Origin of the sequence: Streptomyces sp. NBC_00425 (assembly GCF_036030735.1) — a bacterium.
Taxonomy (GTDB): Bacteria; Actinomycetota; Actinomycetes; order Streptomycetales; family Streptomycetaceae; genus Streptomyces.
Genome location: NZ_CP107928.1, coordinates 1,886,023 through 1,907,002, shown reverse-complemented (window position 1 = coordinate 1,907,002; position 20,980 = coordinate 1,886,023). Strand labels below are relative to the sequence as shown.

Here is a 20,980-nt window from a genome sequence, read left to right as displayed (position 1 = left end):
GTGAGCAGCCCTGAGCAGCGGTGAGGAGCAGCGAGCAGCCGTGCGGAGCCGGGGGTAGCGGGACGGGCCCGTGGTCACGGACGGCCGAAAACGCCCCGGCGCGCCGACGCGTCGGAGCCGCGACGGCGGGCGCGGGCGTGCGGCAGGCCGACGTCGGCGACCGGATCAGACGATCTTCATGCGTACCAGTGCCGCGAGCGTCAGCGCGCCCGGCACCAACGGCAGCCACACGGTGATGATGCGGTAGCCGAGGACCACGGCGGTGGCGACCGCCACCGGCCCGCCCGCCGCCACCAGCGCCACCACCAGCGCCGCCTCCACCGAGCCGATCCCGCCGGGCGTCGGCACCAGCGCGACGGCCACCGTGGCCGCCACGTACGCCACCGCCATGTGCGCCGCGGGCACCGGCAGGTGCAACGCCTGCCCCACGGCGGCGAAGCCGGCCGCCTGCAGCAGCGGGAACGCCAGCGAGCCGCCCCACAGCGCGAGCGCCCGGGCGGGCCGGGAGTGCACCGAACGCGCCTCGCCGAGCGCGGTCCGCAGGAACGAGCACACCGCCGACCGCAGCCGTCGCACGCAGGCGAGCGCGCCCGCCGCGACCAGCGCCACCGTCGCGAGGGCGGCGAGCAGCGGGCCGAACGAGCCGCCAGGCAGCAGGGGGCCGAGCCGCAGCGCGTCCGGGAAGGCGAGCAGCAGCGCGGTCAGCAGGCCCACCCGGGCCACGCCCTCCGCCAGCAGATACAGCGCGAGGGCCGCCGAGGAACGGGCCAGCGGCACCCCGCACACCGACATGAACCGCAGGTTGACCGCGCTCGCGCCCAGCCCCGTCGGCAGCAGGTGGTTGGCCGCGCCCGCCGCGAACTGCGCAGCCAGCAGCCGCCGTCCGGGCAGCCGCTGCACGACCGCGCCCTGCCGGGTGACGGCCGCCGCCACCCAGGTCAGACAGGTCGCGCCGACCGCGGCCAGCAGCCAGGGCCACTCGGCGCCGCGCAACTGCGCGACTCCGTCGGCGAGTACCGACCGGTGCCGCACCGCGACCACGGTGACCAGCAGGAGCGGAAGCAGACACAGGAGCTGACGCACCGGCAGCCGCCGGGCCGCTCCGCCGGGGGCGAGAGGAACCGCTGTCACACCTGTCGAGGGTTCCCGAACGGGGCCAACCGCCGGTTTCACCAGCGTGGACGGAACATTGCTCACGGTCATCGGGGCCTTCGTGTTCGGGGGCGTCGTGCGGGGGGCGCCTGTGCCGGGGGCCTTCGGGCAGATGGCTTTCGTGTCGTCGCCCCCGACGGTGTCGGAGACGTTCCTGCGGGTGGACGTCGGAAAGGACTTGACCTCAATAATGCTTGAGGTTCTACGGTCGGTCCCATGAGCATGGACGCGATCGCCATGACGCAGCTGTACAGCGTCATGAACAGCCAACAGGAACGCCGCCCCTTCGACCGTGCGACACTGCGCCGCATCGGCGCGTTCGCCCGACCGCACCGCCGCCGCATCGCCCTGTTCGTCGTGCTGGGGGTGCTGACCGCGCTGCTGGCCGTCGCCACCCCCGTCCTCGCGGGGAAGGTCGTCGACGCGATCGTGTCGCACGGCGACCCGGGCACCGTCGTGCGGCTGGCGCTGCTCATCGCGGGCATCGCGGTGCTGGAGGCGGCGCTCGGCGTCCTGGGCAGGAGGCTGTCGGCGACGCTCGGGGAGGGACTCATCCTCGATCTGCGCACGGCCGTGTTCGATCATGTGCAGCGGATGCCGGTCGCGTTCTTCACACGTACCCGTACGGGAGCGCTCGTCTCCCGACTCAACAACGACGTCATCGGAGCGCAGCGCGCCTTCAGCAACACGCTCTCCGGAGTGGTCTCCAACCTGGTCACCCTGGTGCTCACCCTCGCCGTCATGCTCACCCTCTCCTGGCAGGTCACGCTCCTCGCGCTGGTCCTGCTGCCGGTGTTCGTGATCCCGGCGCGGCGGATGGGCAGGCGGATGGCCGGCATGCAGCGGGAGGCGGCCGCGCTCAACGCGTCGATGGGCACCCGGATGACCGAGCGGTTCTCCGCCCCCGGCGCCACGCTGGTCAAACTGTTCGGCCGCCCCGAGGAGGAGTCGGCCGAGTTCGCGGCCCGCGCGGCCCGGGTGCGCGACATCGGCGTCCGCACGGCCACCGCCCAGTCGGTGTTCATGACCGCCCTGACCCTCGTCTCCGCGCTGGCCCTCGCCCTGGTCTACGGCCTCGGCGGCCACCTCGCGCTGAAGGGCTCCCTCGAACCGGGCGCCGTCGTCGCCCTCGCCCTGCTGCTGACCCGCCTCTACGCCCCGCTCACCTCGCTCGCCGGGGCCCGGGTCGAGGCGATGAGCGCCCTGGTCAGCTTCGAGCGGGTCTTCGAGGTGCTCGACCTGAAGCCGCTGATCGAGGAGAAGCCGGACGCCCGCGAGGTGCCCGAGGGGCCGGTCTCCGTCGAGTTCGACGACGTCCGTTTCGGCTACCCGTCCGCCGACAAGGTCTCCCTCGCCTCCCTGGAGGAGGTCGCCGTCCTGGACTCCCGCGGCGGCGCCGAGGTCCTGCACGGCGTCTCCTTCCGCGCCGACCCGGGGCAGACCATCGCCCTCGTCGGCTCCTCCGGCGCCGGCAAGTCGACGATCGCCCAACTCCTGCCGCGCCTCTACGACGTCGACGAGGGCGCCGTCCGCATCGGCGGCGTGGACGTGCGCGACCTGAGCGCGAGCACCCTGCGGGCGACCCTCGGCATGGTCACCCAGGACGGTCACCTGTTCCACGACACCGTTCGGGCCAACCTCCTGCTCGCCCGCCCGTCGGCCACCGAGGACGACCTGTGGGACGCGCTGCGCCGCTCCCGCCTCGACGACCTCGTGCGCTCCCTGCCCGACGGTCTCGACACCGTCGTCGGCGAACGCGGCTACCGGCTCTCCGGCGGCGAACGCCAGCGCATGACCATCGCCCGGCTGCTGCTGGCCGGCCAGCGCGTCGTCATCCTCGACGAGGCCACCGCCCACCTCGACAACACCTCCGAGGCGGCCGTCCAGGAGGCCCTCGCCGAGGCGCTGGCCGACCGTACGGCCGTCGTCATCGCGCACCGGCTGTCCACCGTCCGCGCCGCCGACCTGATCCTCGTCGTCGAGTCCGGCCGGGTCGTGGAGCGCGGCGACCACGAGCAACTGCTGGCGGCCGGCGGACGGTACGCGGAGCTGTACCGGACCCAGTTCGACGAGCCCGCCGCGACCGAGGCGGTCGTCCTGTGACACGGCGGTGAGGCGACGGCGTGCGGCAGCCGCCCCCGGGTCCGGCCCGGGGGCGGCTGCCGCGTGGCGCGGGCGGCCCGGGCCGACGGGCGCCGGGCGCGGCGTCAGCGGCCGTCGCGGGCGGCCCGGACGAGGGCGTCGAAGAGGCCCTGCTGCGCGGGGTCCTCGTGGGCGGTGTCCTCGGGGTGCCACTGCACGGCCGTGAACCATCCCTGGGCGCCGGGGAGTTCGAGGCCCTCCACGGTGCCGTCGGCGGCGCGCGCGGTGACCGTGAGGCCCCCGCCGGTGCGGTCCACCCGCTGGTGGTGATAGCAGGAGGCGTCGACCTTCCCGGCGCCGGCGGCCCGCTCCAGCAGCGAGCCGCTCCGCACCGCCACCGGGTGCACGACATGCCGGTGTTCGCCCTCCGGGCCGCCCATGTCCTGCTCCAGGGAACCGCCGAGCGCGACGTTGACGACCTGCAGGCCGCGGCAGATCGCCAGCAGCGGCAGACCCAGGTCCAGTGCGGTACGGGCGACCCGCAGATCGAAGGCGTCCTGCAGCTCGTCCACGTCGTAGACGCTGCGGTGGGTGTCGGCGGCGCCGTAGCGGTGCGGGGCGAGGTCGCCGCCGCCGGGGAGCAGGACGCCGTCGAAGCGGGCGAGGCGGGCGGCGACGTCCCGCTCGTCCTGGTCGGCGGGATGGACGCCGACCGGTTCGCCGCCGGCCCGCCAGACGGCCTCGACGAGGGCCCGGGCGTTGACCTCGGCGGCGTAGCGCAGCGCGGACGTGGTCGCGCTGAAGCGGGCGGGGATCGCGACGAGGGGGCGCGGGGCAGTCGTCACAGCCGGATCCGTCACAGCTGGATCCAGGTGGTCTTGAGTTCGGTGTACTTCTCCAGCGCGTGCGCGGACTTGTCGCGTCCGTTGCCCGACTGCTTCATGCCGCCGAAGGGGACGGTCAGGTCGCCCTCCTCGTAGCAGTTGACCCACACCGTCCCGGCTCTGAGGGCGCGCGCGACCCGGTGGGCGGTGGACAGGTCGGAGGTCCACAGGCCGGCGGCGAGGCCGTACTCGGTGGCGTTGGCCAGCCGCACCGCCTCCTCCACGTCGTCGAAGGTCAGCACCGAGAGCACCGGGCCGAAGATCTCCTCGCGGGCCAGGCGCATGCCCGGGTCCACCTGGTCGAAGACGGTGGGGTGCACGTAGCTGCCGCCCGTGCCGGTCAGGGTCCGGCCGCCGCCGGCCCGCAGCCGTGCGCCCTGGCCCACGCCGGCGCCGATGTGCTCGAGGACGCGCTCCAGGTGACCCTCGCCCACCAGTGCGCCCATCTCGGTCGCCGGGTCCAGGGGGTCGCCGACCCGCAGTTCACCGGCCCGGGCGACGATCGCCTCGGTGACGCGTTCGGCGATCGAGGAGTGCACCAGCAGCCGGGAGGGGGCGGTGCACATCTCGCCCTGGTTGAAGAAGATGCCCCAGGCGGCGGTGGCGGCGGCCTGCTCCAGGTCGGGGGCGTCGGGGAGGATGATGTTCGGCGACTTGCCGCCCAGTTCCAGCCAGACGCGCTTGAGATTGGAGTCGGCGGCGTAGCGCAGGAAGTGACGGCCGACCGCCGTGGAGCCGGTGAACGCCAGCACGTCCACGTCGGGGTGCAGGCCCAGCGCCCGGCCGGCCGTCGGGCCGTCCCCGGCGACGACGTTGAGCACGCCCGGCGGCAGTCCCGCCTCGGTCGCGATCCGCCCCAGCATCAGGGCGGACAGCGGTGAGCTCTCCGACGGCTTGAGCACGACCGTGCAGCCCGCCGCCAGCGCCGGCGCGATCTTCCAGCTCGCCAGCGTCAGCGGGAAGTTCCACGGCACGACGGCGCCCACGACGCCGGCCGGCTCCCGGGTGACCAGTGCCAGGGCGTCCGGGGCGGCGTGCGGCGACTCGTCGGTCAGCTTGTCCGCCAACTGCCCGTACCAGCGGAAGGTGTCGATCGCCGCGCGGAGCTCGATCCCGTACGCGTCCGTGAACGGCTTGCCCATCTCCAGGCTGATCGTCAGGGCGAGCTTCTCCCGCTGCTCCGCGAGCAGTTCGGCCACGCGCAGCAGGACGCGGCCCCGTTCGGCGGGCGCGAGCCGCGGCCAGGGCCCGGAGTCGAAGGCCCGGCGGGCGGCGGCCACGGCCAGGTCGACCTCGGCGCCCTGCGCGTCGGCGACCTCGCCGAGGACCTGCCCGTCGCGGGGTGAGACGACGGTGAACGCGGCGCCCGAACCCGGTTCGTCCGCCCCGTCGATGTGGTGCTGGGCCGGCAGCCGCAACTCCTCGGCGCGGCGCAGCAGATCGTCATGGGTGAGGGCCGGCATCTCGGCTCTCCTGTTCTCTTCGTGGCCTGCAGTGGCCTGCAGTGGCCTGCAGTGGCCTGCAGTGGCCTGCAGTGGCCTGCAGTGGCCTGCAGTGGCCTGCAGTGGCCTGCAGTGGCCTGCAGTGGCCTGCAGTGGCCTGCAGTGGCCTGCAGTGGCCTGTGGTGGTGTGCGCGGCATCGGTTCCGTGGCCCGTGATCGCCGCCTGTGATCCGGGGGCCGACGGCGGCGTCCGGGGAGTGAGGCCGCCGCCGGCCGTTCACGGAACGCCGGGGGTCAGCCGGTGGCGGCGTGCCTGGACCGGGTCAGCCGTGCCGCGCACAGCCCGAGGACCAGCACCACCGGCACGGTCAGCTGGAGCCAGACGGCCGTGGCCCGGTCGCCCCCGATGAGCGTGGTGAAGTTCTCGATGATCAGCCAGATGGCGCCCGCGATGCCGAGCGCGCCCAGCACCGGTGCGACCAGGGTGTTCCACAGCCGGGTGTCGGCGCGGGAACGGCGGAAGAAGACGACCACGGAGAGGGACGTCAGGAAGTACAGGAGCATCATCGCCAGGACGGCGACTCCGCTGAACCAGGAGAACAGCGTCAGCACCGGGTCCTTGCCGAGCAGCGCGAACGGGACGACCAGCGCCGCCGCGATCACCGTCTGCACGGTGCCTGCCGCCCAGGGGGAGTGGCGCCGGTTGAGCCTGGTCAGCCGGTGCGGCAGCAGCCCCTCACGGCCGAGGGAGAACAGATAGCGGTTGGCGGAGTTGTGGAACGCCAGGATGCCGGCGAACAGCGAGGTGGCCAGCAGGACGGGCAGCACGTCACCGGCCCAGGAGCCGAACAGCGCGGTGATCGGCGCGAAGACCCACGAGGTCGCGTCACCGGACTCCAGCGCCTTGCCCGCCTGCGCCGTCGCCGCGGACGCGCCGTGCGCCGAGACCAGCATCCACGAGGTGAAGGCGAAGAAGCCGGTGACCACCGCGACCGACAGATAGGTGGCGCGCGGCACGGTCCTGCGGGGCTCCCGCGCCTCCTCGCCGTAGATGGCGGTGGCCTCGAAGCCGAACATCGACGCCACGGCGAACATCAGCGCCACGCCGGGCGCGCCCTGGAGCGCGGCGTGCGGCGAGAAGCTCTCGCCGAAGCCGAGGCCCTCGGGGCCGCCGCCCTTGAAGAAGGTCACGAGGGCGAACACGATGAGGATGCTGAACTCCGCTAGGACGAAGACGGCCAGCAGCTTCGCGCCCATCTCGATCCCGGCCGCGCCGAGGACCTGGACGACCGCCATGGTGAGCAGCGTCCAGACCCACCACGCGAGGTGCACGTCGGTGTAGTACGCGACGAGACCGCCGACCGTCGCGCCGTAGAGCCCGTACATGGCGGCCTGGATGGCGCAGTAGGCGAAGAGGGCGACAGCGGCGCTGCCGGAGCCGGCCGAGCGGCCGAGGCCCTTGCCGATGTACGTGTAGAAGGCGCCGGCGTCCACCACGTGGCGGCCCATGGCGACGAAGCCGATGGAGAACAGCAGGACCATGACGCCGGCGGCGAGGTACGCGGCGGGCGCGCCCGCTCCGTTGCCGATGGCGACGGCGATGGGGACGGCCCCGGCGATGCCGGTCAGCGGGGCCTGGGCGGAGAGGACGAAGAACAGGATGCCCAGAACGCCGAGGGAATCGGGCTTGAGCCTGCCTGTCGTGCTTGCGTCGTGCGGGGAGTGCGGGGCGACCGCCGTCTGACTGTCCACTCGGATCACCTGTCGGGGACGGGAAGGGATGGGAGTTTGTTTTGAGCCAAACGAGTTGCCTCATGGTGGTCGCGAACTATCCGTTTGGCAAGGCTCTGCGGAAAGATTTCCGCCCCGGCGCCGGACGTCCCGGCATCCGGCCGGGACCGTCCGCTCCGGGCGTACGCCGACGACCGCCGTCGCCGGACGCCCGACGCCGGTCGTCCGGTGCCGGGACAGGGGAACGTGCAGGTCGGAAGGTCGTACGGGTTCAGACGACCATGCGCGGTCGGAGTGCTGCGCGCGCTCGGAGGGCTACGGGCGGTCGGAGGGCTACGGGCGGTCGGAGTGCTGCACGCGGCCGGAGGGCTCCGCGTGGGCGTGGCCGAGGCCGTCGTCGCGGCCGCCGGCGGCGGCGAGGAGCCTCAGCAGCGAGCGCAGCTGCTCCAGAGCGGCGTCCGTGACGTCGGGCTCGCCGAGGACGAGCTGGTGCAGCACCAGCCCGTCGAGGGCGGCGAAGACCAGCCGGGCCAGCGCCTCGTCCGCGCCGGCGGGCAGCATCCGGCCCAGTTCGCGCCGGCTGGCGTCGAAGTACTCGTCGTACAGCTCGCGGATCTGCGGCAGCAGCTCGGGCCTGCGGCGGGACTCCAGCAGCAGCTCGTACTGGAACGCCTGGGTGCCCGGATCCGCCGTGACCATCTCGGAGAGCCCCGTCGAGAAGTCGGCGATCTCGCCGGTGCCCGGCTCGAGCGCGCTGGTGCTCAGCGAGGTGCGGATGGTGTGGGCGAGGGCCGCCTCGATCAGCGCGTCGCGGGAACCGAAGTGGTGCACGACCAGACCGTGGGTGACCCCGGCCTCCTCGGCGACGGCCCGGTAGGTGAGCCTGCGCAGACCGCCCCGCGCCACCACGCGCACGGCGGCGTTCAGCAGGGCCTCGCGCCCCTCGCCGTAGTTCAGGCGCTTCCTCGGCCGGCGGCCCGTCGGGGCGTCCGCGGAGTCGGTCATGCCGGTGACCCTACCCGCCGGCCCGGCAGCGGCCCTCGCGGGTGTCACCGCCTGGGTGGGCGGACGCCGCGGAACTCCCAGTCGCCGCCGAGGGCGGTGGACAGCACCTCCTCGGACTCGGTCGGCTGGGCGCCGACGTCGGAGCGCACCGCGGTCGGGCCGGTCACGATGTGGTTGGTGAGCCGTCCGAGGCCCTCGACCTCCACCTCGACGACGTCGCCGGGCCGCACGGGCCGCGAGTTGGCCGGGGTGCCCGACAGCAGCACGTCTCCCGGGTACAGGGTGATGGTGCGCGCGATGTCGGCGACGAGGTAGTGCATGTCCCACTGCATCTCGTCGGTCGAACCGTCCTGCACGACCTCGCCGTTGACGTACGTGCGCAGCCGCTTGCCGTGGAAGTCCCAGTCGGTGACCAGTCCCGGCCCGAGCGGGCACAGGGTGTCGGAGCCCTTCACCCGGAGCATGGAGCCGGCGTCGGTGTCGCGGAAGTCGTGCAGACCGTAGTCGTTGGCGACGGTGTACCCCGCGATGAACTCCCCTGCTTCGGCGGGCGAGATGTTGCGCGCGGTCCTGCCGATCACGATGGCGACCTCGCCCTCGTAGTTGAGCCACCTGCAGCCCTCCGGGCGGACGATCGCGCCCCGGTGGGAGTTGAGGGAGGAGGTCGGCTTGTGGAAGTAGGTGGGGGTGGCCGGGAGGTCGATCCCGAACTCGTCGACGCGGCTGCGGTGGTTGAGATGGACGGCGATCACCTTCGACGGCACGACCGGCGGCAGGTGCTGCGCCTCTTCGGTTCTGACGCGGCGGCCGTCGCCGGCGACGAGTTCGTCCCCGTCGACGGTGACCTGGACGGCGGCGCCGTCGAGGAGGATGCGGCGGTACTCGGGCATGGCGGGGCTCCTAGGGGCGGCTGTGCGGGGTGCGGCGGGGCGCGGGACTGCTGTTCGGGAGGCTGCCGGGCGGCGTGTGGGCCAGGTCCGCCGGCGCCGGGCCGGCGCCGGTCCAGCCGTCGGACGGGCGGTCGAACCAGAGGTGCACCTGGCCCGTGCCGATGGAGTTCTCGTACTCGCCGTACTGACGGGCGGTCGCGACGCAGGCCTGCTCGCCCAGGGCGCCGGCCATCATCAGGTAGTGGAAGAACTTCGCCTCGGGCCGGTACTTCCAGAACTCGTCCATCGTGTCGAGGACCTTGTCGTGACGGCCCTCCTTGAACCAGGCGATGCGCTCGTGGTCGGCCTCGCGCGCCTCGGGCGTACGGATGTGCACCGGGTCGCTGGACTCGTGGTCGCGCAGTTCGCGCAGTGGCCAGAAGGTGTGCGAGAGGGCGCCGGACGCGATGAGCAGGACACGGCGGCCGGGGGTGGCGGCGATGCCGTCGGCCAGCGCGCGGCCGAGCCGCAGATGGTCCTCCATGTCACCGGTCTGGCACACCCCGATGGTCACCCACCGTTTGTCGGGCAGCCCCTCGCCGAGGAACTTCCACAGGTTGATCGTCGCGTAGTAGACCGGCAGGTGGACGTCCTCGATCGCGGTGATCCAGGTGCCGTGCCGGTCCGCGAACTTCTCGATGTTCTCGGCGAGTTCGGGATCTCCAGGGAAGTCGTACGGCATCCGGCACATGCCGCGCGGCAGCTCCTCGGAGGTGAACAGCCCGGCGCGGCGCCGCTGGGCGGTGACGACGAACTCGACGGTCGTCGCCCAGTGCGAGTCGAGGACGACGACGGTGTCGTAGTCGTCGCGGGCGAAGACGTCCTCGCGCAGCTGCCGCAGCCCGGTGACGAGGGTGATCTCCTTGCCCTGGTTGAGCTCCCGCCGTTCGGCTTCAGGAAGCACGATGGTGGGGACGTGGGCGAGCAGCCCCGCCCCGACGATCTCACCCATGGTCCCGGCTCCATCCGTTCGGCGCGGTCACGGTGTTCTTCAGGTCGCAGTAGAAGTCGAAGCTCCAGGAGCCGCCCTCGCGCCCGACGCCGGACCGGCGGGAGCCGCCGAAGGGCGCCCGGAGGTCGCGGACGAAGAAGCAGTTGACCCAGACCGTGCCCGCGACCAGTCGTGCCGTGACGCGTTCGGCGCGCTCACGGTCGCCGGTGGCGAGGGTGGCCGCCAGGCCGAAGCGGGTGTCGTTGGCGAGCCGGACGGCTTCGTCCTCGGTGGTGAAGGTCTGCAGCGTGAGGACGGGGCCGAAGACCTCTTCCTGGACGATCTCCGAGTCCTGGGCCACGTCGGTGAGCAGCGTCGGCGCGTAGTACCGGCCGTCCTTGCGGTGCCCGCCGACGACCGCGCGGGCCCCGGCGTCCAGCGCCCGCCGCACGAACCCGTCGATCTTCTCCAGCTGACGGGGGTGGATGCTGGGCCCGATGTCGGTGGCCTCGTCGCGGGGATCGCCCTGCGTGAGCTGCCCGGCCTTCTCCACGAACCGCCGGGTGAACTCCTCGGCGACCGGTTCCTCGACCAGGAACCGGGTGGCGGCCAGGCACACCTGGCCGGCGTTGTCGTACTGCTCCACCGCGAGGTCGACGGCGAGGTCGAGGTCGGCGTCGGCGAACACCAGCAGCGGTGACTTGCCGCCGAGTTCCAGGCTGAGCGGGGTGAGGTGGGCGGCGGCCGACGCGGCGATCCGCCGGGCCGTCGGGACGGAACCGGTGAAGCTGATGCGGCGGACGTCCGGGTGGGAGGTGAGCGCGTCGCCGATCTCGGAGCCGTAGCCCTGGACCACGTTCAGCACCCCGGCCGGCAGCCCCGCCTCGGCGGCGATGTCCGCGAGCAGGGACGCGGTCAGCGGGGACCACTCGGCGGGCTTGAGGACCACGGTGTTGCCGGCCGCGAGGGCCGGGGCGACCTTCCAGGTGGCGAGCATGAGCGGCGCGTTCCACGGGGTGATCAGCACACTCGGGCCCGCCGGGTCCCAGGAGACGTGGTTGGTGTGGCCCCGGGTGTCGAAGTCCTCGTGCTCCAGCTTCAGCAGCCAGTCGGCGAAGAAGCGGAAGTTGTGCGCCACCCGGGGCATCACCCCGCGGCGGTGCGAGCGCAGCAGGGCGCCGTTGTCGGTGGTCTCGACGATCGCCAGCTCCTCGAGCCGCTTCTCCACGCCGTCGGCGACGGCGTGCAGGATGCGGGCGCGTTCGGCGCGCGGGGTGGCCGCCCAGGCGGGGAAGGCGGCCTTGGCGGCGGCCACGGCGGCGGCGGCCTGAGCCGGGGTGCCGCGCGCGATCTCGCCGATCGCGCGGCCGTCGATGGGCGAGACGTCGGTGAACGTCTCGGCGGAGGCGACGCGTTCACCGCCGATCCAGTGCCGTGCGTCCACGGTGACCCCGGCCACCGTGAGGGTGTGCTCGATCATGCCGGTCTCCAAGTTCTGTGAGGCGTGAGGGGGTTACTCGGCGCCGGACGTGCCGGACTCCAGCAGCCGGCCGCCGTCCCAGACAACGCCGACCTGTCGGTAGTAGGCGGCGATCGGTTCGCGGATCTCCAGCCGGGCCAGTTCCTCCGTGGGCGCCTCGAACAGCTCGAGTTCCGCCTCGCCGACCCATGCGGGGCCCGCCTCGAAGGAGGCCGCACCGGTCTCGATCAGCTCGTCGAGGGCCGGCCCCCTCCCCTTCTCGATGGAGGGCAGCCAGCGGTGGTGGGCCATGGGGTGCGCGTTGACGAACCCGTTCGTCTCCGACGGCTCGCGCAGCGTCACCACCGTCTGGGCGAGCCGCCGGTCCGCCGCTGCCAGCGTCGCTCCGAACCGGGCCCCCGCCTCGATGCGCGGGGCCGGCCCGTAGGGGTGCGGCCGTGTCTGGTGGATGGAGCCGAGCTTCTTCGGATACCCCTGGTGCAGCCCGCGGGCGATGGCGAAGTCCTTGTCCACCCAGATGTAGACGCACCGCGAGTAGGTCTGCCCCCGGTACGCGCAGCGGACGACCGCGAACGCCTCCTTGTACTGGGAGAGCACCGGGTCGAGCAGTTCGTCGCCGGAGGCGGCGCAGGACTGCCAGTCGGCCCAGATCAACGCCACCGCGCCGGGGTCCTCGTCGGCGAGCTCCAGCGGCTCGGGCAGCAGTTCGCGCACCCGGGCCGGGTCGGTCCGGTACTCGACGGTCAGCAGGTCGCCGGAGTAGCGCCACGGCGGCGACGGGATCAGCGACGAGGCGCCGGTCGCCGTCTTGGGGTGGAAGTATCCACGGACAGAGGACATGACGGGCTTCCTTACGGGGTGAGGGCGGGCGACTTCAGCAACTGGGCGCGGTAGCGGGCGGCGGCCGTCGCGGCCGCCGGACCGCCGAGGGCGACGACGCCGACCAGCCGGCCGCCGGTGTGGTAGCCGACCAGGACGTCGCCGTCGGGGTCGCCGTCCAGGACGCGTACGTCGTCCGTGCCGAGACCGGGCGCCCCGAAGGACTGCAGCCGGAAGTCGTGCTGGTCGCTCCAGAAGGTGGGCAGCGGGGCGAAGGGGCCGGGCTCCGGGCCGGCGCCGGTGAGACCGGCGACCAGGGTCTTCGCGGCGTGCCTGGCGGTGTCGGTGGGGATCGACCAGTGCTCGACGCGGCGGGGCACGCCGTCGTAACGGGCGTTGGGGAATCGGGCCACGTCGCCGACGGCGACCACGTCGGACCGGCCGCCGACCCGCAGCCGCTCGTCGGTGAGGACGCCGTCGGCGAGGTCGAGGCCGTTGCCGTCGAGCCATTCCACGTTGGCGACCGAGCCGACGGACTCGACCACCACGTCGGCGGGCAGCACTCGGCCGTCCGCGAGGACGACGCCGCTCACCCGCTCCTCGCCCCGGAAGCCGGCCACGCCCGTGCCGAGCGCGAAGCGCACCCCGCGCTCCTCGTGCCGCTTCAGCAGCGCGCGGCCCAGCAGCTCGCCGAGCGGGCCGGCCATGGGCAGGGGCAGCGGGTCGACGACGGTCACCTCGGCCGCGCCGAGACGGACGGCGGTGGCTGCGACCTCGCAGCCGATGAATCCCGCGCCGACGACGACCAGCCGGACGCCGGGTCCGGTCAGCTCGTCACGCAGGCCCTTCGCGTCGTCCAGGGTGCGGACGGTGTGGCGGCCGGCGAGCGGCCCGGGGCAGCGCAGCCGTCGCGGCCGCATCCCGGTGGCGACGACCAGCCCGTCGTAGGACAGCGCGCGGCCGTCGTCGAGGGTGACCGTCCGTTCGTCGAGCCGGGCGGCGACGACCTTCGTGCCGAGCCGCCACTCCACGTCGGCCGCGGCCGCCTTCGGGGTGAAGGCCAGTGACGCGAACGGCGCCTTGCCCGCCAGCACGTCCTTGGACAGCGGGGGGCGGTTGTAGGGCATGTGGGGCTCGTCGCCGACGACGGTGACGGCCCCGGTCCAGCCCGCCGCGCGCAGCTGCTCGGCGGCACGCAGTCCGCCCATCGAGCCGCCCGCGACGACGATCGTCCCGGTCATGGAGTTCAGCCCTCGATCCGGATGGCCTGCAGGGGGCAGACGTCGGCGGCTTCCTCGACCTCGTCGCGCAGCGCGTCGTCGGCGTCGGGGACGTAGGCGAGCCGCCCGTCGTCGTCCAGCGAGAAGACGTCCGGGGCGGCGAAGACGCACTGGCCGTGGTCCTGGCACTTGTTCATGTCGACGACGACCTTCATGACGGTTCTCCTGAGGGGTGGGCGCGTCGGAGCGGAGGGGGAGGAGACGGGAGGGCCCGGCCCGGTGCGGACCGACAGCGTCCGGTGAGGGCCGGGCCCCGGTGCCACAGGGCGGCGGGAGAGCCGCCCTGACTCGTTTGGCGTCAAACAACATAGGAAGCCGCCGCCCCCTGGTCAATACCTGTCCAGATGGATAAATTTTTTGCACCGCCCCCTTGCGGGCCACGACTCCCTTCCATACCGTTCGGGATCAAACGAACGGCTCCAGGGGTTCGCCCGGGACCGTCCTCCCGCTCCCTCCCGGCCCCGGACCCGCCGCCTCAGTGCCTTCCCGTCCGGCCGAAGCCCCCGGGGAGCCCGCCTTTCCGCCCTAGGAGAACCCGGTGAGCGCATCCGACAGCCCAGACATCCGCCGGCACATGGAACGGCTCGCCGCCGAGGGCGTCGACGTGGTCCGGGTCCAGTACCCCGACCTGATGGGCACCGACCGCGCCCGCGACGTCCTGCTCGACCACCTGCCCTCGGCCGACGAGCACGGCCTGGCCTTCTGCCGCGCCGTCTACCACACCACCCCCCAGGGCGACGTGGTCCCGGTGCCGGGCGGCCTCGACGCCGGGCTGCCGGACGTCTGCGTACGCCCCGACCTGTCCACGGCCGTCCCCCTGCCCTGGGAACCCGGCGTCGCCGCCTGCCTCGGCGAGGTCAGCGACCCGGCGACCGGGGAACCCGCCGCGGAATCCCCGCGCGACCTGCTGCGCACCGTCCTGGCCCGCTGCGCCGAGCAGGGACTGCGACCCGTCGTCGGCCCAGAGCTGGAGTACTTCCTCCTCGAACCGGCCCCCGGCACGCCCACCGGCTGGCGCCGCGCCCCGGAGACGACCGGCGCCGTCTACACAGCCGGCCTGCGCGCCGACCCCGGCAACCATCTGCTGCGCACCCTGCGCCAGCTGCGCGACCTCGGTCTGGGCGTCACCAACGGCAACCACGAGTTCGACGGCGGCCAGATCGAGATCAACCTGACGCACTCCGACGCCCTCGACGCGGCCGACCGCGCCTTCCGCTTCAAGGCCGCGGTCAAGGAACTGGCCCGCAAGGAGGGCAGGCTGGCCACCTTCATGGCCAAGCCCTTCGGCGACGCGGGAGGCTCCGGCTTCCACCTCCACCTGTCCTGCGACGACGCCGACGGCGACAACGCCTTCGACGACCCGGCCGGCGCCCACGGCCTCTCGGCCACGGCCCGGCACGCCGTCGCCGGCATCCTCGCCCACGCACCGGCGCTCGCGGCACTGGCCAACCCCACCGTGAACTCGTACAAGCGCTTCGGCCCCGACACCCTCGCGCCGTGGCTGATCGACTGGGGCCTCGACAACCGCAGCGCCATGGTCCGCATCCCGCCGGAGCGCGGCAGCGGCGCCCGGCTCGAACTGCGTCTCGGCGACGCCGGCGCCAACCCCTACCTGCTCGTCGCGGGCACGATCGCCGCCGCCCTGCTCGGCGTCCGGGCGGGCGAGGAGCCGGCCGCCCCGCTGGAGGGCTACGGGTACGACACCACCCGCTCCGCCCTGCTGCCCACGAGCCTGCCGGCGGCGCTCGACGCGCTGGAGGCGGACACCGCACTCACCGATCTCCTCGGCAAGGACTTCACCGCCTCCTTCCTCGCCTACAAGCGCAACGAGGCCGAGCGCTTCGGCCGGCATGTCACCGACTGGGAGTTCACCGAGTACGCCTACCACCTCTGAGGCCGGGTCGGCCGCCCCGAACCGTGCCCTCCCCGAGCCCGCGGCCGCCCCGAGCCCGCGCCCTCGCGCCCGGCCGGATGTCCCAACCCCGACAGCCCCGATCGCCCCGAGCCCCGGCCGCCCCAGCCCGGCCGCCCCGTCCCACTCCGCTCCGCCCTGCACAGGAGACCACCTATGAACAGCCCCACCGCCGCCGTCCCCACCAGCAGGGCCGAGCTGCGCGCCGCCCTGGAAGAGCCCCTGCCGCTGGACCGGGTGGACCTCGCCGACCTCGACAACTTCGCCGACGGCGTCACCCCGTGGCGGATGTTCCACACCCTGCGCCACCAGGACCCGGTCCACTGGCAGCCCGAGGAGGCCCCCAACTCCGGCTTCTGGGCGGTCACCCGGCACGCCGACATCGCACGCGTCGACCGCGACGCCGAGACCTTCACCTCCACCCGCTTCGTCAACCTGGAGGAGGTCGACGAGGACCAGATCAAGAAGCGCGCCTCGATCCTGGAGATGGACGGCGTCCGCCACCGCGCCCTGCGCAGCGTCATCCAGCGCCAGTTCGGCGCCGGCGTCATCAACAGCTACAGCGACTTCCTGCGCGGCCTGACCGCGAGGACCCTGGACGCGGCGCTGGCCAAGGGCTCGTTCGACTTCGTCGCCGACGTCTCCGCCGACTTCCCCATCAACGTGCTCGCCCGGCTCCTCGACGTGCCGCCGGAGGACAACCAGCAGCTCATCGACTGGGGCAACCGCATCATCGGCAACACCGACCCCGACTACGCCGACGTGCTCCTGCACAGTGCGGAGAGCGAGAAGTACCGCGACCTGCCGTTCCGTTCGCCCGCCTCGCTCGAGGTCTTCGAGTACGGCCGCGAGCTGGCCCGGCAGCGGCGCGGCGGCGACGGCCAGGACCTGGTGTCCAAGCTCGTCAACACCGTCCCGCGCGACGGGGTCCCGCTCTCCGCGCAGGACTTCGACAACTACTTCCTGCTGCTGGTGGTGGCCGGCAACGAGACCACCCGCCACACCATCTCCCACTCCATGCTGGCCCTGCTCCAGCACCCCGACCAGCTCGCCAGGCTGCGGGACGACCCCTCGCTCATCCCGACGGCGGTCGAGGAGTTCCTGCGCTGGGCCTCCCCGGTGTACCACTTCCGCCGCACCGCCACCCGGGACGTCGAACTCGGGGGCAAGCGGGTCAGGGAGGGCGACAAGGTCGTCATGTGGTACGCCTCCGGCAACCGCGACGAGGCCGTCTTCGGCGACCCGTACGACTTCGACGTCGCCCGGACGCACAACGACCACGTCACCTTCGGCAAGGGCAGCCCCCACCTGTGTCTGGGCAACCTGCTCGCCCGCACCGAGATCCGCATCATGTTCGAGGAGCTCATCCCGCGGATCGCCGACATCCGGCTGGCCGGCGACGTCCCCCGGGTCCGCTCCAACTTCGTCAACGGCATCAAGAAGCTGCCGGTCGAGGTCACCCTGGCCTGAGCGCCGGCTCAGGGCCGCCCGGTGGGGCGGACGAGGAGCAGGGCGATGTCGTCGCTGCGGGGCGCGGAGCGACGGGAGTGCTGGATGAGCGCATCGGCGAGGGCGTCCAGGGTGCCCGGACCGGCCCGCTCCAGCCGGCGGGCGAGGGCGACGACGGAGTCCCCGAGGTCCACCCCGGGCGCCTCGACGAGCCCGTCGGTGTAGAAGGCCAGCACGGAGCCGGGCGGCAGCGGGACCTCGGTGCACGAGTAGGACACGTCGGGGTCGATGCCCAGCAGCAGCCCCGGCGGCAGCTGCAGGATCTCGGTGCGGCCGTCGGGGTGGCGCAGCAGCGGGGGCGGGTGCCCGGCGGTGGCCAGGAAGGCGCGCTGCCCGGTGAGGTCGATGTGGGCGTACAGACAGCTGGTGAACAGTCCGGGGTCGAGATCGGTGAGCAGCCGGTTGGTGCGGGCGAGGACCTCGTCCGGGGGCGCGCCCGCGGTGGCGTGGACGGCGGTGCGGACCTGCCCCATCAGAGCGGCGGCCGTCATGTTGTGGCCCTGGACGTCGCCGATGGCCGCCGCGGCGGTGGTGGCGTCGAGGCGGATCAGATCGTAGAAGTCGCCGCCGACGTCCATGCCGCGGGTCGCGGGAAGGTAGCGGGCGGCCACCTCCAGGCCGGGGACGCCGGGCAGGGCGTGGGGGAGCAGGGCGGCCTGCAGGTCGTGCGCGAGCTGGTGCTTGTTGTCGTACAGGCGGGCGCGGTCGAGGGACTGCGCGATCAGCCCGGCGGTGGAGGTGAGGACGGCGCGTTCCTCGGCGGCGAAGGCGCGGGGCCGGTCGTAGGCGAGCACCAGGGAACCGACCGGGTGGCCGGAGGTGATCAGCGGCAGGAAGGCCCAGGCCCCCATGCCGTCCTGCAGCACCGCGGGCGGATAGGCGCGCTTGAGCTCGGCGAAGTCGCCGAAGAAGGCGGGCACGCCCGTCGTCAGGGTGTGCACGGCCGGGGTGGCGGAGGTGAGCGGCTCGGCGTCGAAGCGTTCCATGACGTCCGCGGAGTAGCCGCGGTAGCCGATGATCCGCAGCCTGCCGTCCTCGGCGGTCATCAGGGCGAGCGCCGCCGCGCCGAAGGCGGGCAGCATCTGGTCCGCGACCTGGTCGACCACGTCCCGCACGCCGACCGCCTCGGTGAGCGTGGCGGCCAGATGCATCAGGTGGTACAGGGTGGCGGCCCGCCCGGGAGCGGTGGACGCGCCCGCCTCCGGCCCGGGCGGGCCGGAGACCGGCGGGTGGGTGTGGGCCGAATGGGTGGGCGCGATGTGCACGCTGATGCCCGAGGCGTCCGGGGTGAGCCGGAACGACAGCCACCGGTCCGGGGGGCGCAGGGCGGTGAAGGACACCGGCTCCCGGCTGAGCACGGTCGCCCGGTAGCTGTCCTCGGCGGTCGGCTCGTCCAGCCAGGGCAGGGCCTCCCACGGCTTCGTGCCGAGCAGGGTCTCGACGTCGGCGCCGAGCAGTTCGGCGGCCTTGGTGCTGACGAAGGCGATACGGCCGTCCACGCCCAGTGAGCAGCAGCCGCCGGGGATGCGCTCGACGAAGTCGACCGCCGCCTGCGCCTCGTCCGGTCCCGTGGTCCGGGCCCGCAGCGGCGGCAGCATCAGCGGTTCCGCGCCGGGCCGCACCGGCCGCCCCGCCTCGGCGGCGTGCCGCAGGACCAGGCCCAGCCGGTGACACGCGCCGGTGATGGCCTCCCGCTCGCGCGGGTTCAGCTCCGGCGGGTGCGAGGCGGGCCAGTGCAGCACCAGTCCGCCCCAGACGTCGGCGCCGGTGGCCACGGCGGCGGCGGCCAGCGCGAACCGGTACGGCACGACGAGCGCCAGCCGCGGATAACGGCGCGCCATCTCCTCACGCCCGCCCACCCACACCAGACGCCGCTCCCGCACCGCGTCGGAGACCGGCGAGACGGCGTCCAGCAGCACGCGCGCCCAGGGCATGGAGATCTCCCACGGGGTCCCGCCCAGCGCGGTCAGCCGCAGGACCGGCTCGTCCTCCTGCAGCAGATAGACGGCGGTCACGGAGGCGCCGGTCCGCCGCGCGAGTTCGACCAGCACCGGCTCCAGCAGCTCCGGACCGGAACCGGCACGGTGGTCTTCGGCGGCAGCGTCCGCCACGTTCTCACCTTCCCCGGAACGCAGGGCCAGGGAGCGCGGTCAGGAGTGACTCCCTCATTACCGGACCTTACGCCCCCTGCGCGCGCCGGTCTCGCAGTGCGCGAACGCCCCGGTCGGCAGCGGGCCGGCGCGATCGGCCGCACGGGTCAGCTCGCCTCGTCGACGGCCGGCCGTGCCGCGGGCGACGGTCCCCCTCGTGGCCCGGGGCGTTGTCGGCCCCCGGCGCCACAGTCCCCGTCGAGGACCGAAACCCGCTGATCGACGACCTCTCCGGCTCCTGGGAGGAGACCCGGACCGCCCGTGACATCCTCGTGGGACGAGGCCTTGAAGCCGCGGCGCCCGTGCTCGCGGTGCTCTGCGACGAGCAGCCGCCCGTGGACCGGGCCGTCTCGGCTGACGTGCTGTGCCGGATCGGCGAGCCCGCGCTCGCCGAGGCCCTCGCCGGTGCCGCCTCGGCCGGCTCGCGAGAAACGGCCCGCAGGCCCGGCTGGGCGCTCGGCCGTCTGTAGGTCGCGGACGCGAATCAGTGCGCTGCTGGACGGCTGGACACTCGTCTTCGGCGACTCGTCCGAGGACGCCCATCGCACGCGGGACGCCGGCGAGGATCTGGGTGACGAGGTCCGCGAACGCGTGGTGCGGGAGCGGTGCGCGGCTCTCGACAAGCGGTCCGGCGCGCTACCTGCCGCCCCATCAGGACGGCCTCCCCCGTGAGCGGGCGGAGTGCTCGCGCTCACGGCGTGCGGCCGCCGGCACGGCCACCCGGCGGGGGCGCTTTGCGGTCTGACGCACCGCCGCAAGGCGCTGTGTCCTGTATCACTCCTCGTAAAGTGAGTGGCGGGCCGGGGTGTTGTGCGTACCCACCCGTGACGAGCGGAGCCCGGATGCGAGGATGAGGCCGTCATGACTGCTGGGTGGGGTGCGCGCACGGTACGCGCCGCGGTGTTCGCGGCCGTCTGCGTACTGCTCGCTGCCCTCGGACACGTCCTCATGTCGGGCTCCGCCGTGCCGTGGTGGACGATGTCCGCCGGCTTCGCCGTCACGAGCGGCGTCGGCTGGGCTCTGGCGGGCCGTGAGCGCGGACTCCCGCTGGTGGTGTCCGTCGTGGTCGTCGCGCAGGGGGCGCTGCACTCGGCCTTCTCCTGGGGCCGGTCGGCGGCGCCGGTGTCCGGAAACGGTTCCACGGCGCAGGACATGAGCGGCATGTCGGCGGGCTCGATGCCGGCGGGCTCGATGTCCATGGACGCGATGGACATGGGTTCCATGGGCTCCGGGCACATCGGGCATGCGGCGCACGCCGAGCACCTCGGGCACCTGGCGCACGGCACCGGCGGTATGTCGTCGCTGGGCATGCTCGCCGCCCACACGCTGGCCGCCCTGCTGACGGGTCTGTGGCTGGCCCACGGCGAGCGGGCCGCCTTCCGGCTCCTGCGCGCCGTCGCCGGCCGGCTCGCCGCGCCGCTGTTCCTGCCGCTCGCGGCCCTGCCCGTCCCACCGCGCCGGCCCCGCCTGCGGCCGACGCGCGAGCGCGCCGAGCGGATCCCGCGGCTGACGCTCACCCACACGATCATCTCCCGGGGGCCTCCGGCCGGGACCGCTGTCGTCTGAGACAGCCGGTTTCCCGAAGCCGTCACGCCGGCGCCGCGTTCGTCGCGTCCGTCGGCTGTGGCTTCGGGCACGGGACGCACACGTCGTACGTCCCCGTCCCCATCCCCT

Annotated in this window: 17 protein-coding genes; 5 read left to right on the top strand and 12 right to left on the bottom strand. The window is 73.5% G+C overall.

Features of this window, described 5'->3' with window-relative positions; genetic code table 11:
- Positions 1-165 precede the first annotated feature (165 nt).
- Positions 166-1,131 (bottom strand): lysylphosphatidylglycerol synthase transmembrane domain-containing protein, encoded by a 966-nt coding sequence (locus OHS82_RS07810; RefSeq protein ID WP_328433590.1) that lies wholly within the window; start codon positions 1,129-1,131, stop codon positions 166-168.
- 243 nt (positions 1,132-1,374) lie between these two features.
- On the opposite strand from OHS82_RS07810, the gene OHS82_RS07805 reads away from it, so the two are divergent.
- Positions 1,375-3,255 carry an ABC transporter ATP-binding protein gene (locus OHS82_RS07805; protein ID WP_107105326.1) on the top strand — a complete coding sequence of 627 codons (1,881 nt, stop codon included), beginning with the start codon at positions 1,375-1,377 and terminating at the stop codon, positions 3,253-3,255.
- 104 nt (positions 3,256-3,359) lie between these two features.
- Here OHS82_RS07805 and OHS82_RS07800 read toward each other — a convergent pair whose 3' ends face one another.
- The 10 genes from OHS82_RS07800 to OHS82_RS07755 form a co-directional block, all read right to left on the bottom strand.
- Positions 3,360-4,079, bottom strand: a complete 720-nt coding sequence (locus OHS82_RS07800; protein WP_328433589.1) for a gamma-glutamyl-gamma-aminobutyrate hydrolase family protein — start codon at positions 4,077-4,079, stop codon at positions 3,360-3,362.
- A gap of 11 nt (positions 4,080-4,090) precedes the next feature.
- Positions 4,091-5,581: an aldehyde dehydrogenase gene (locus tag OHS82_RS07795; RefSeq protein ID WP_328433588.1), complete on the bottom strand. Its 1,491-nt coding sequence runs from the start codon at positions 5,579-5,581 to the stop codon at positions 4,091-4,093.
- Between the two features lie 273 nt (positions 5,582-5,854).
- Positions 5,855-7,312, bottom strand: coding sequence for an APC family permease (locus tag OHS82_RS07790; RefSeq protein ID WP_057582458.1), 1,458 nt, complete (start codon positions 7,310-7,312; stop codon positions 5,855-5,857).
- Positions 7,313-7,624: 312 nt separating this feature from the next.
- Complete coding sequence (locus tag OHS82_RS07785; RefSeq protein WP_057582459.1) at positions 7,625-8,296, bottom strand: TetR/AcrR family transcriptional regulator; 672 nt, start codon at positions 8,294-8,296, stop codon at positions 7,625-7,627.
- Between the two features lie 44 nt (positions 8,297-8,340).
- Positions 8,341-9,186 (bottom strand): fumarylacetoacetate hydrolase family protein, encoded by an 846-nt coding sequence (locus tag OHS82_RS07780; RefSeq protein ID WP_057582460.1) that lies wholly within the window; start codon positions 9,184-9,186, stop codon positions 8,341-8,343.
- Positions 9,187-9,196: 10 nt separating this feature from the next.
- On the bottom strand, positions 9,197-10,177 hold the full coding sequence (locus tag OHS82_RS07775; RefSeq protein WP_242433363.1) for a 3,4-dihydroxyphenylacetate 2,3-dioxygenase: 981 nt from the start codon (positions 10,175-10,177) through the stop codon (positions 9,197-9,199).
- Complete coding sequence (locus OHS82_RS07770) at positions 10,170-11,636, bottom strand: aldehyde dehydrogenase (RefSeq protein WP_057582461.1); 1,467 nt, start codon at positions 11,634-11,636, stop codon at positions 10,170-10,172. The genes OHS82_RS07775 and OHS82_RS07770 overlap by 8 nt, the downstream gene beginning before the upstream one ends.
- Before the next feature lie 33 nt (positions 11,637-11,669).
- The gene (locus OHS82_RS07765) at positions 11,670-12,476 is read right to left on the bottom strand and encodes an acetoacetate decarboxylase family protein (protein ID WP_328433587.1); all 807 of its coding nucleotides are present in this window, start codon (positions 12,474-12,476) and stop codon (positions 11,670-11,672) included.
- Between the two features lie 11 nt (positions 12,477-12,487).
- The gene (locus OHS82_RS07760) at positions 12,488-13,696 is read right to left on the bottom strand and encodes an NAD(P)/FAD-dependent oxidoreductase (protein ID WP_057582463.1); all 1,209 of its coding nucleotides are present in this window, start codon (positions 13,694-13,696) and stop codon (positions 12,488-12,490) included.
- 5 nt (positions 13,697-13,701) lie between these two features.
- Positions 13,702-13,890, bottom strand: a complete 189-nt coding sequence (locus OHS82_RS07755; RefSeq protein ID WP_057582464.1) for a ferredoxin — start codon at positions 13,888-13,890, stop codon at positions 13,702-13,704.
- A gap of 383 nt (positions 13,891-14,273) precedes the next feature.
- Here OHS82_RS07755 and OHS82_RS07750 point away from each other — a divergent pair, with 383 nt between their 5' ends.
- Together OHS82_RS07750 and OHS82_RS07745 are read left to right on the top strand one after the other, a co-directional pair.
- Positions 14,274-15,629, top strand: a complete 1,356-nt coding sequence (locus OHS82_RS07750) for a glutamine synthetase family protein (RefSeq protein ID WP_057582465.1) — start codon at positions 14,274-14,276, stop codon at positions 15,627-15,629.
- A gap of 174 nt (positions 15,630-15,803) precedes the next feature.
- Positions 15,804-17,117, top strand: a complete 1,314-nt coding sequence (locus tag OHS82_RS07745) for a cytochrome P450 (RefSeq protein WP_057582466.1) — start codon at positions 15,804-15,806, stop codon at positions 17,115-17,117.
- Between the two features lie 8 nt (positions 17,118-17,125).
- Here the strand turns inward: OHS82_RS07745 and OHS82_RS07740 are convergent, their stop codons facing one another.
- Positions 17,126-19,267 carry a SpoIIE family protein phosphatase gene (locus tag OHS82_RS07740; RefSeq protein ID WP_057582467.1) on the bottom strand — a complete coding sequence of 714 codons (2,142 nt, stop codon included), beginning with the start codon at positions 19,265-19,267 and terminating at the stop codon, positions 17,126-17,128.
- Positions 19,268-19,476: 209 nt separating this feature from the next.
- Here OHS82_RS07740 and OHS82_RS07735 point away from each other — a divergent pair, with 209 nt between their 5' ends.
- Both OHS82_RS07735 and OHS82_RS07730 read left to right on the top strand, forming a co-directional pair.
- Positions 19,477-19,776: a hypothetical protein gene (locus tag OHS82_RS07735; protein ID WP_328433586.1), complete on the top strand. Its 300-nt coding sequence runs from the start codon at positions 19,477-19,479 to the stop codon at positions 19,774-19,776.
- A 391-nt stretch (positions 19,777-20,167) separates the two neighbouring features.
- Positions 20,168-20,872: a hypothetical protein gene (locus OHS82_RS07730; protein WP_328433585.1), complete on the top strand. Its 705-nt coding sequence runs from the start codon at positions 20,168-20,170 to the stop codon at positions 20,870-20,872.
- Positions 20,873-20,980: the final 108 nt, after the last annotated feature.

Coding starts and splice junctions, on each gene's coding strand:
- OHS82_RS07805 (WP_107105326.1), top strand. CDS start 1,375: ATGGACGCGATCGCCATGACGCAGCTGTACAGCGTCATGAACAGCCAA.
- OHS82_RS07795 (WP_328433588.1), bottom strand. CDS start 5,581: ATGCCGGCCCTCACCCATGACGATCTGCTGCGCCGCGCCGAGGAGTTG.
- OHS82_RS07785 (WP_057582459.1), bottom strand. CDS start 8,296: ATGACCGACTCCGCGGACGCCCCGACGGGCCGCCGGCCGAGGAAGCGC.
- OHS82_RS07780 (WP_057582460.1), bottom strand. CDS start 9,186: ATGCCCGAGTACCGCCGCATCCTCCTCGACGGCGCCGCCGTCCAGGTC.
- OHS82_RS07775 (WP_242433363.1), bottom strand. CDS start 10,177: ATGGGTGAGATCGTCGGGGCGGGGCTGCTCGCCCACGTCCCCACCATC.
- OHS82_RS07770 (WP_057582461.1), bottom strand. CDS start 11,636: ATGATCGAGCACACCCTCACGGTGGCCGGGGTCACCGTGGACGCACGG.
- OHS82_RS07765 (WP_328433587.1), bottom strand. CDS start 12,476: ATGTCCTCTGTCCGTGGATACTTCCACCCCAAGACGGCGACCGGCGCC.
- OHS82_RS07760 (WP_057582463.1), bottom strand. CDS start 13,696: ATGACCGGGACGATCGTCGTCGCGGGCGGCTCGATGGGCGGACTGCGT.
- OHS82_RS07755 (WP_057582464.1), bottom strand. CDS start 13,890: ATGAAGGTCGTCGTCGACATGAACAAGTGCCAGGACCACGGCCAGTGC.
- OHS82_RS07745 (WP_057582466.1), top strand. CDS start 15,804: ATGAACAGCCCCACCGCCGCCGTCCCCACCAGCAGGGCCGAGCTGCGC.
- OHS82_RS07730 (WP_328433585.1), top strand. CDS start 20,168: ATGACTGCTGGGTGGGGTGCGCGCACGGTACGCGCCGCGGTGTTCGCG.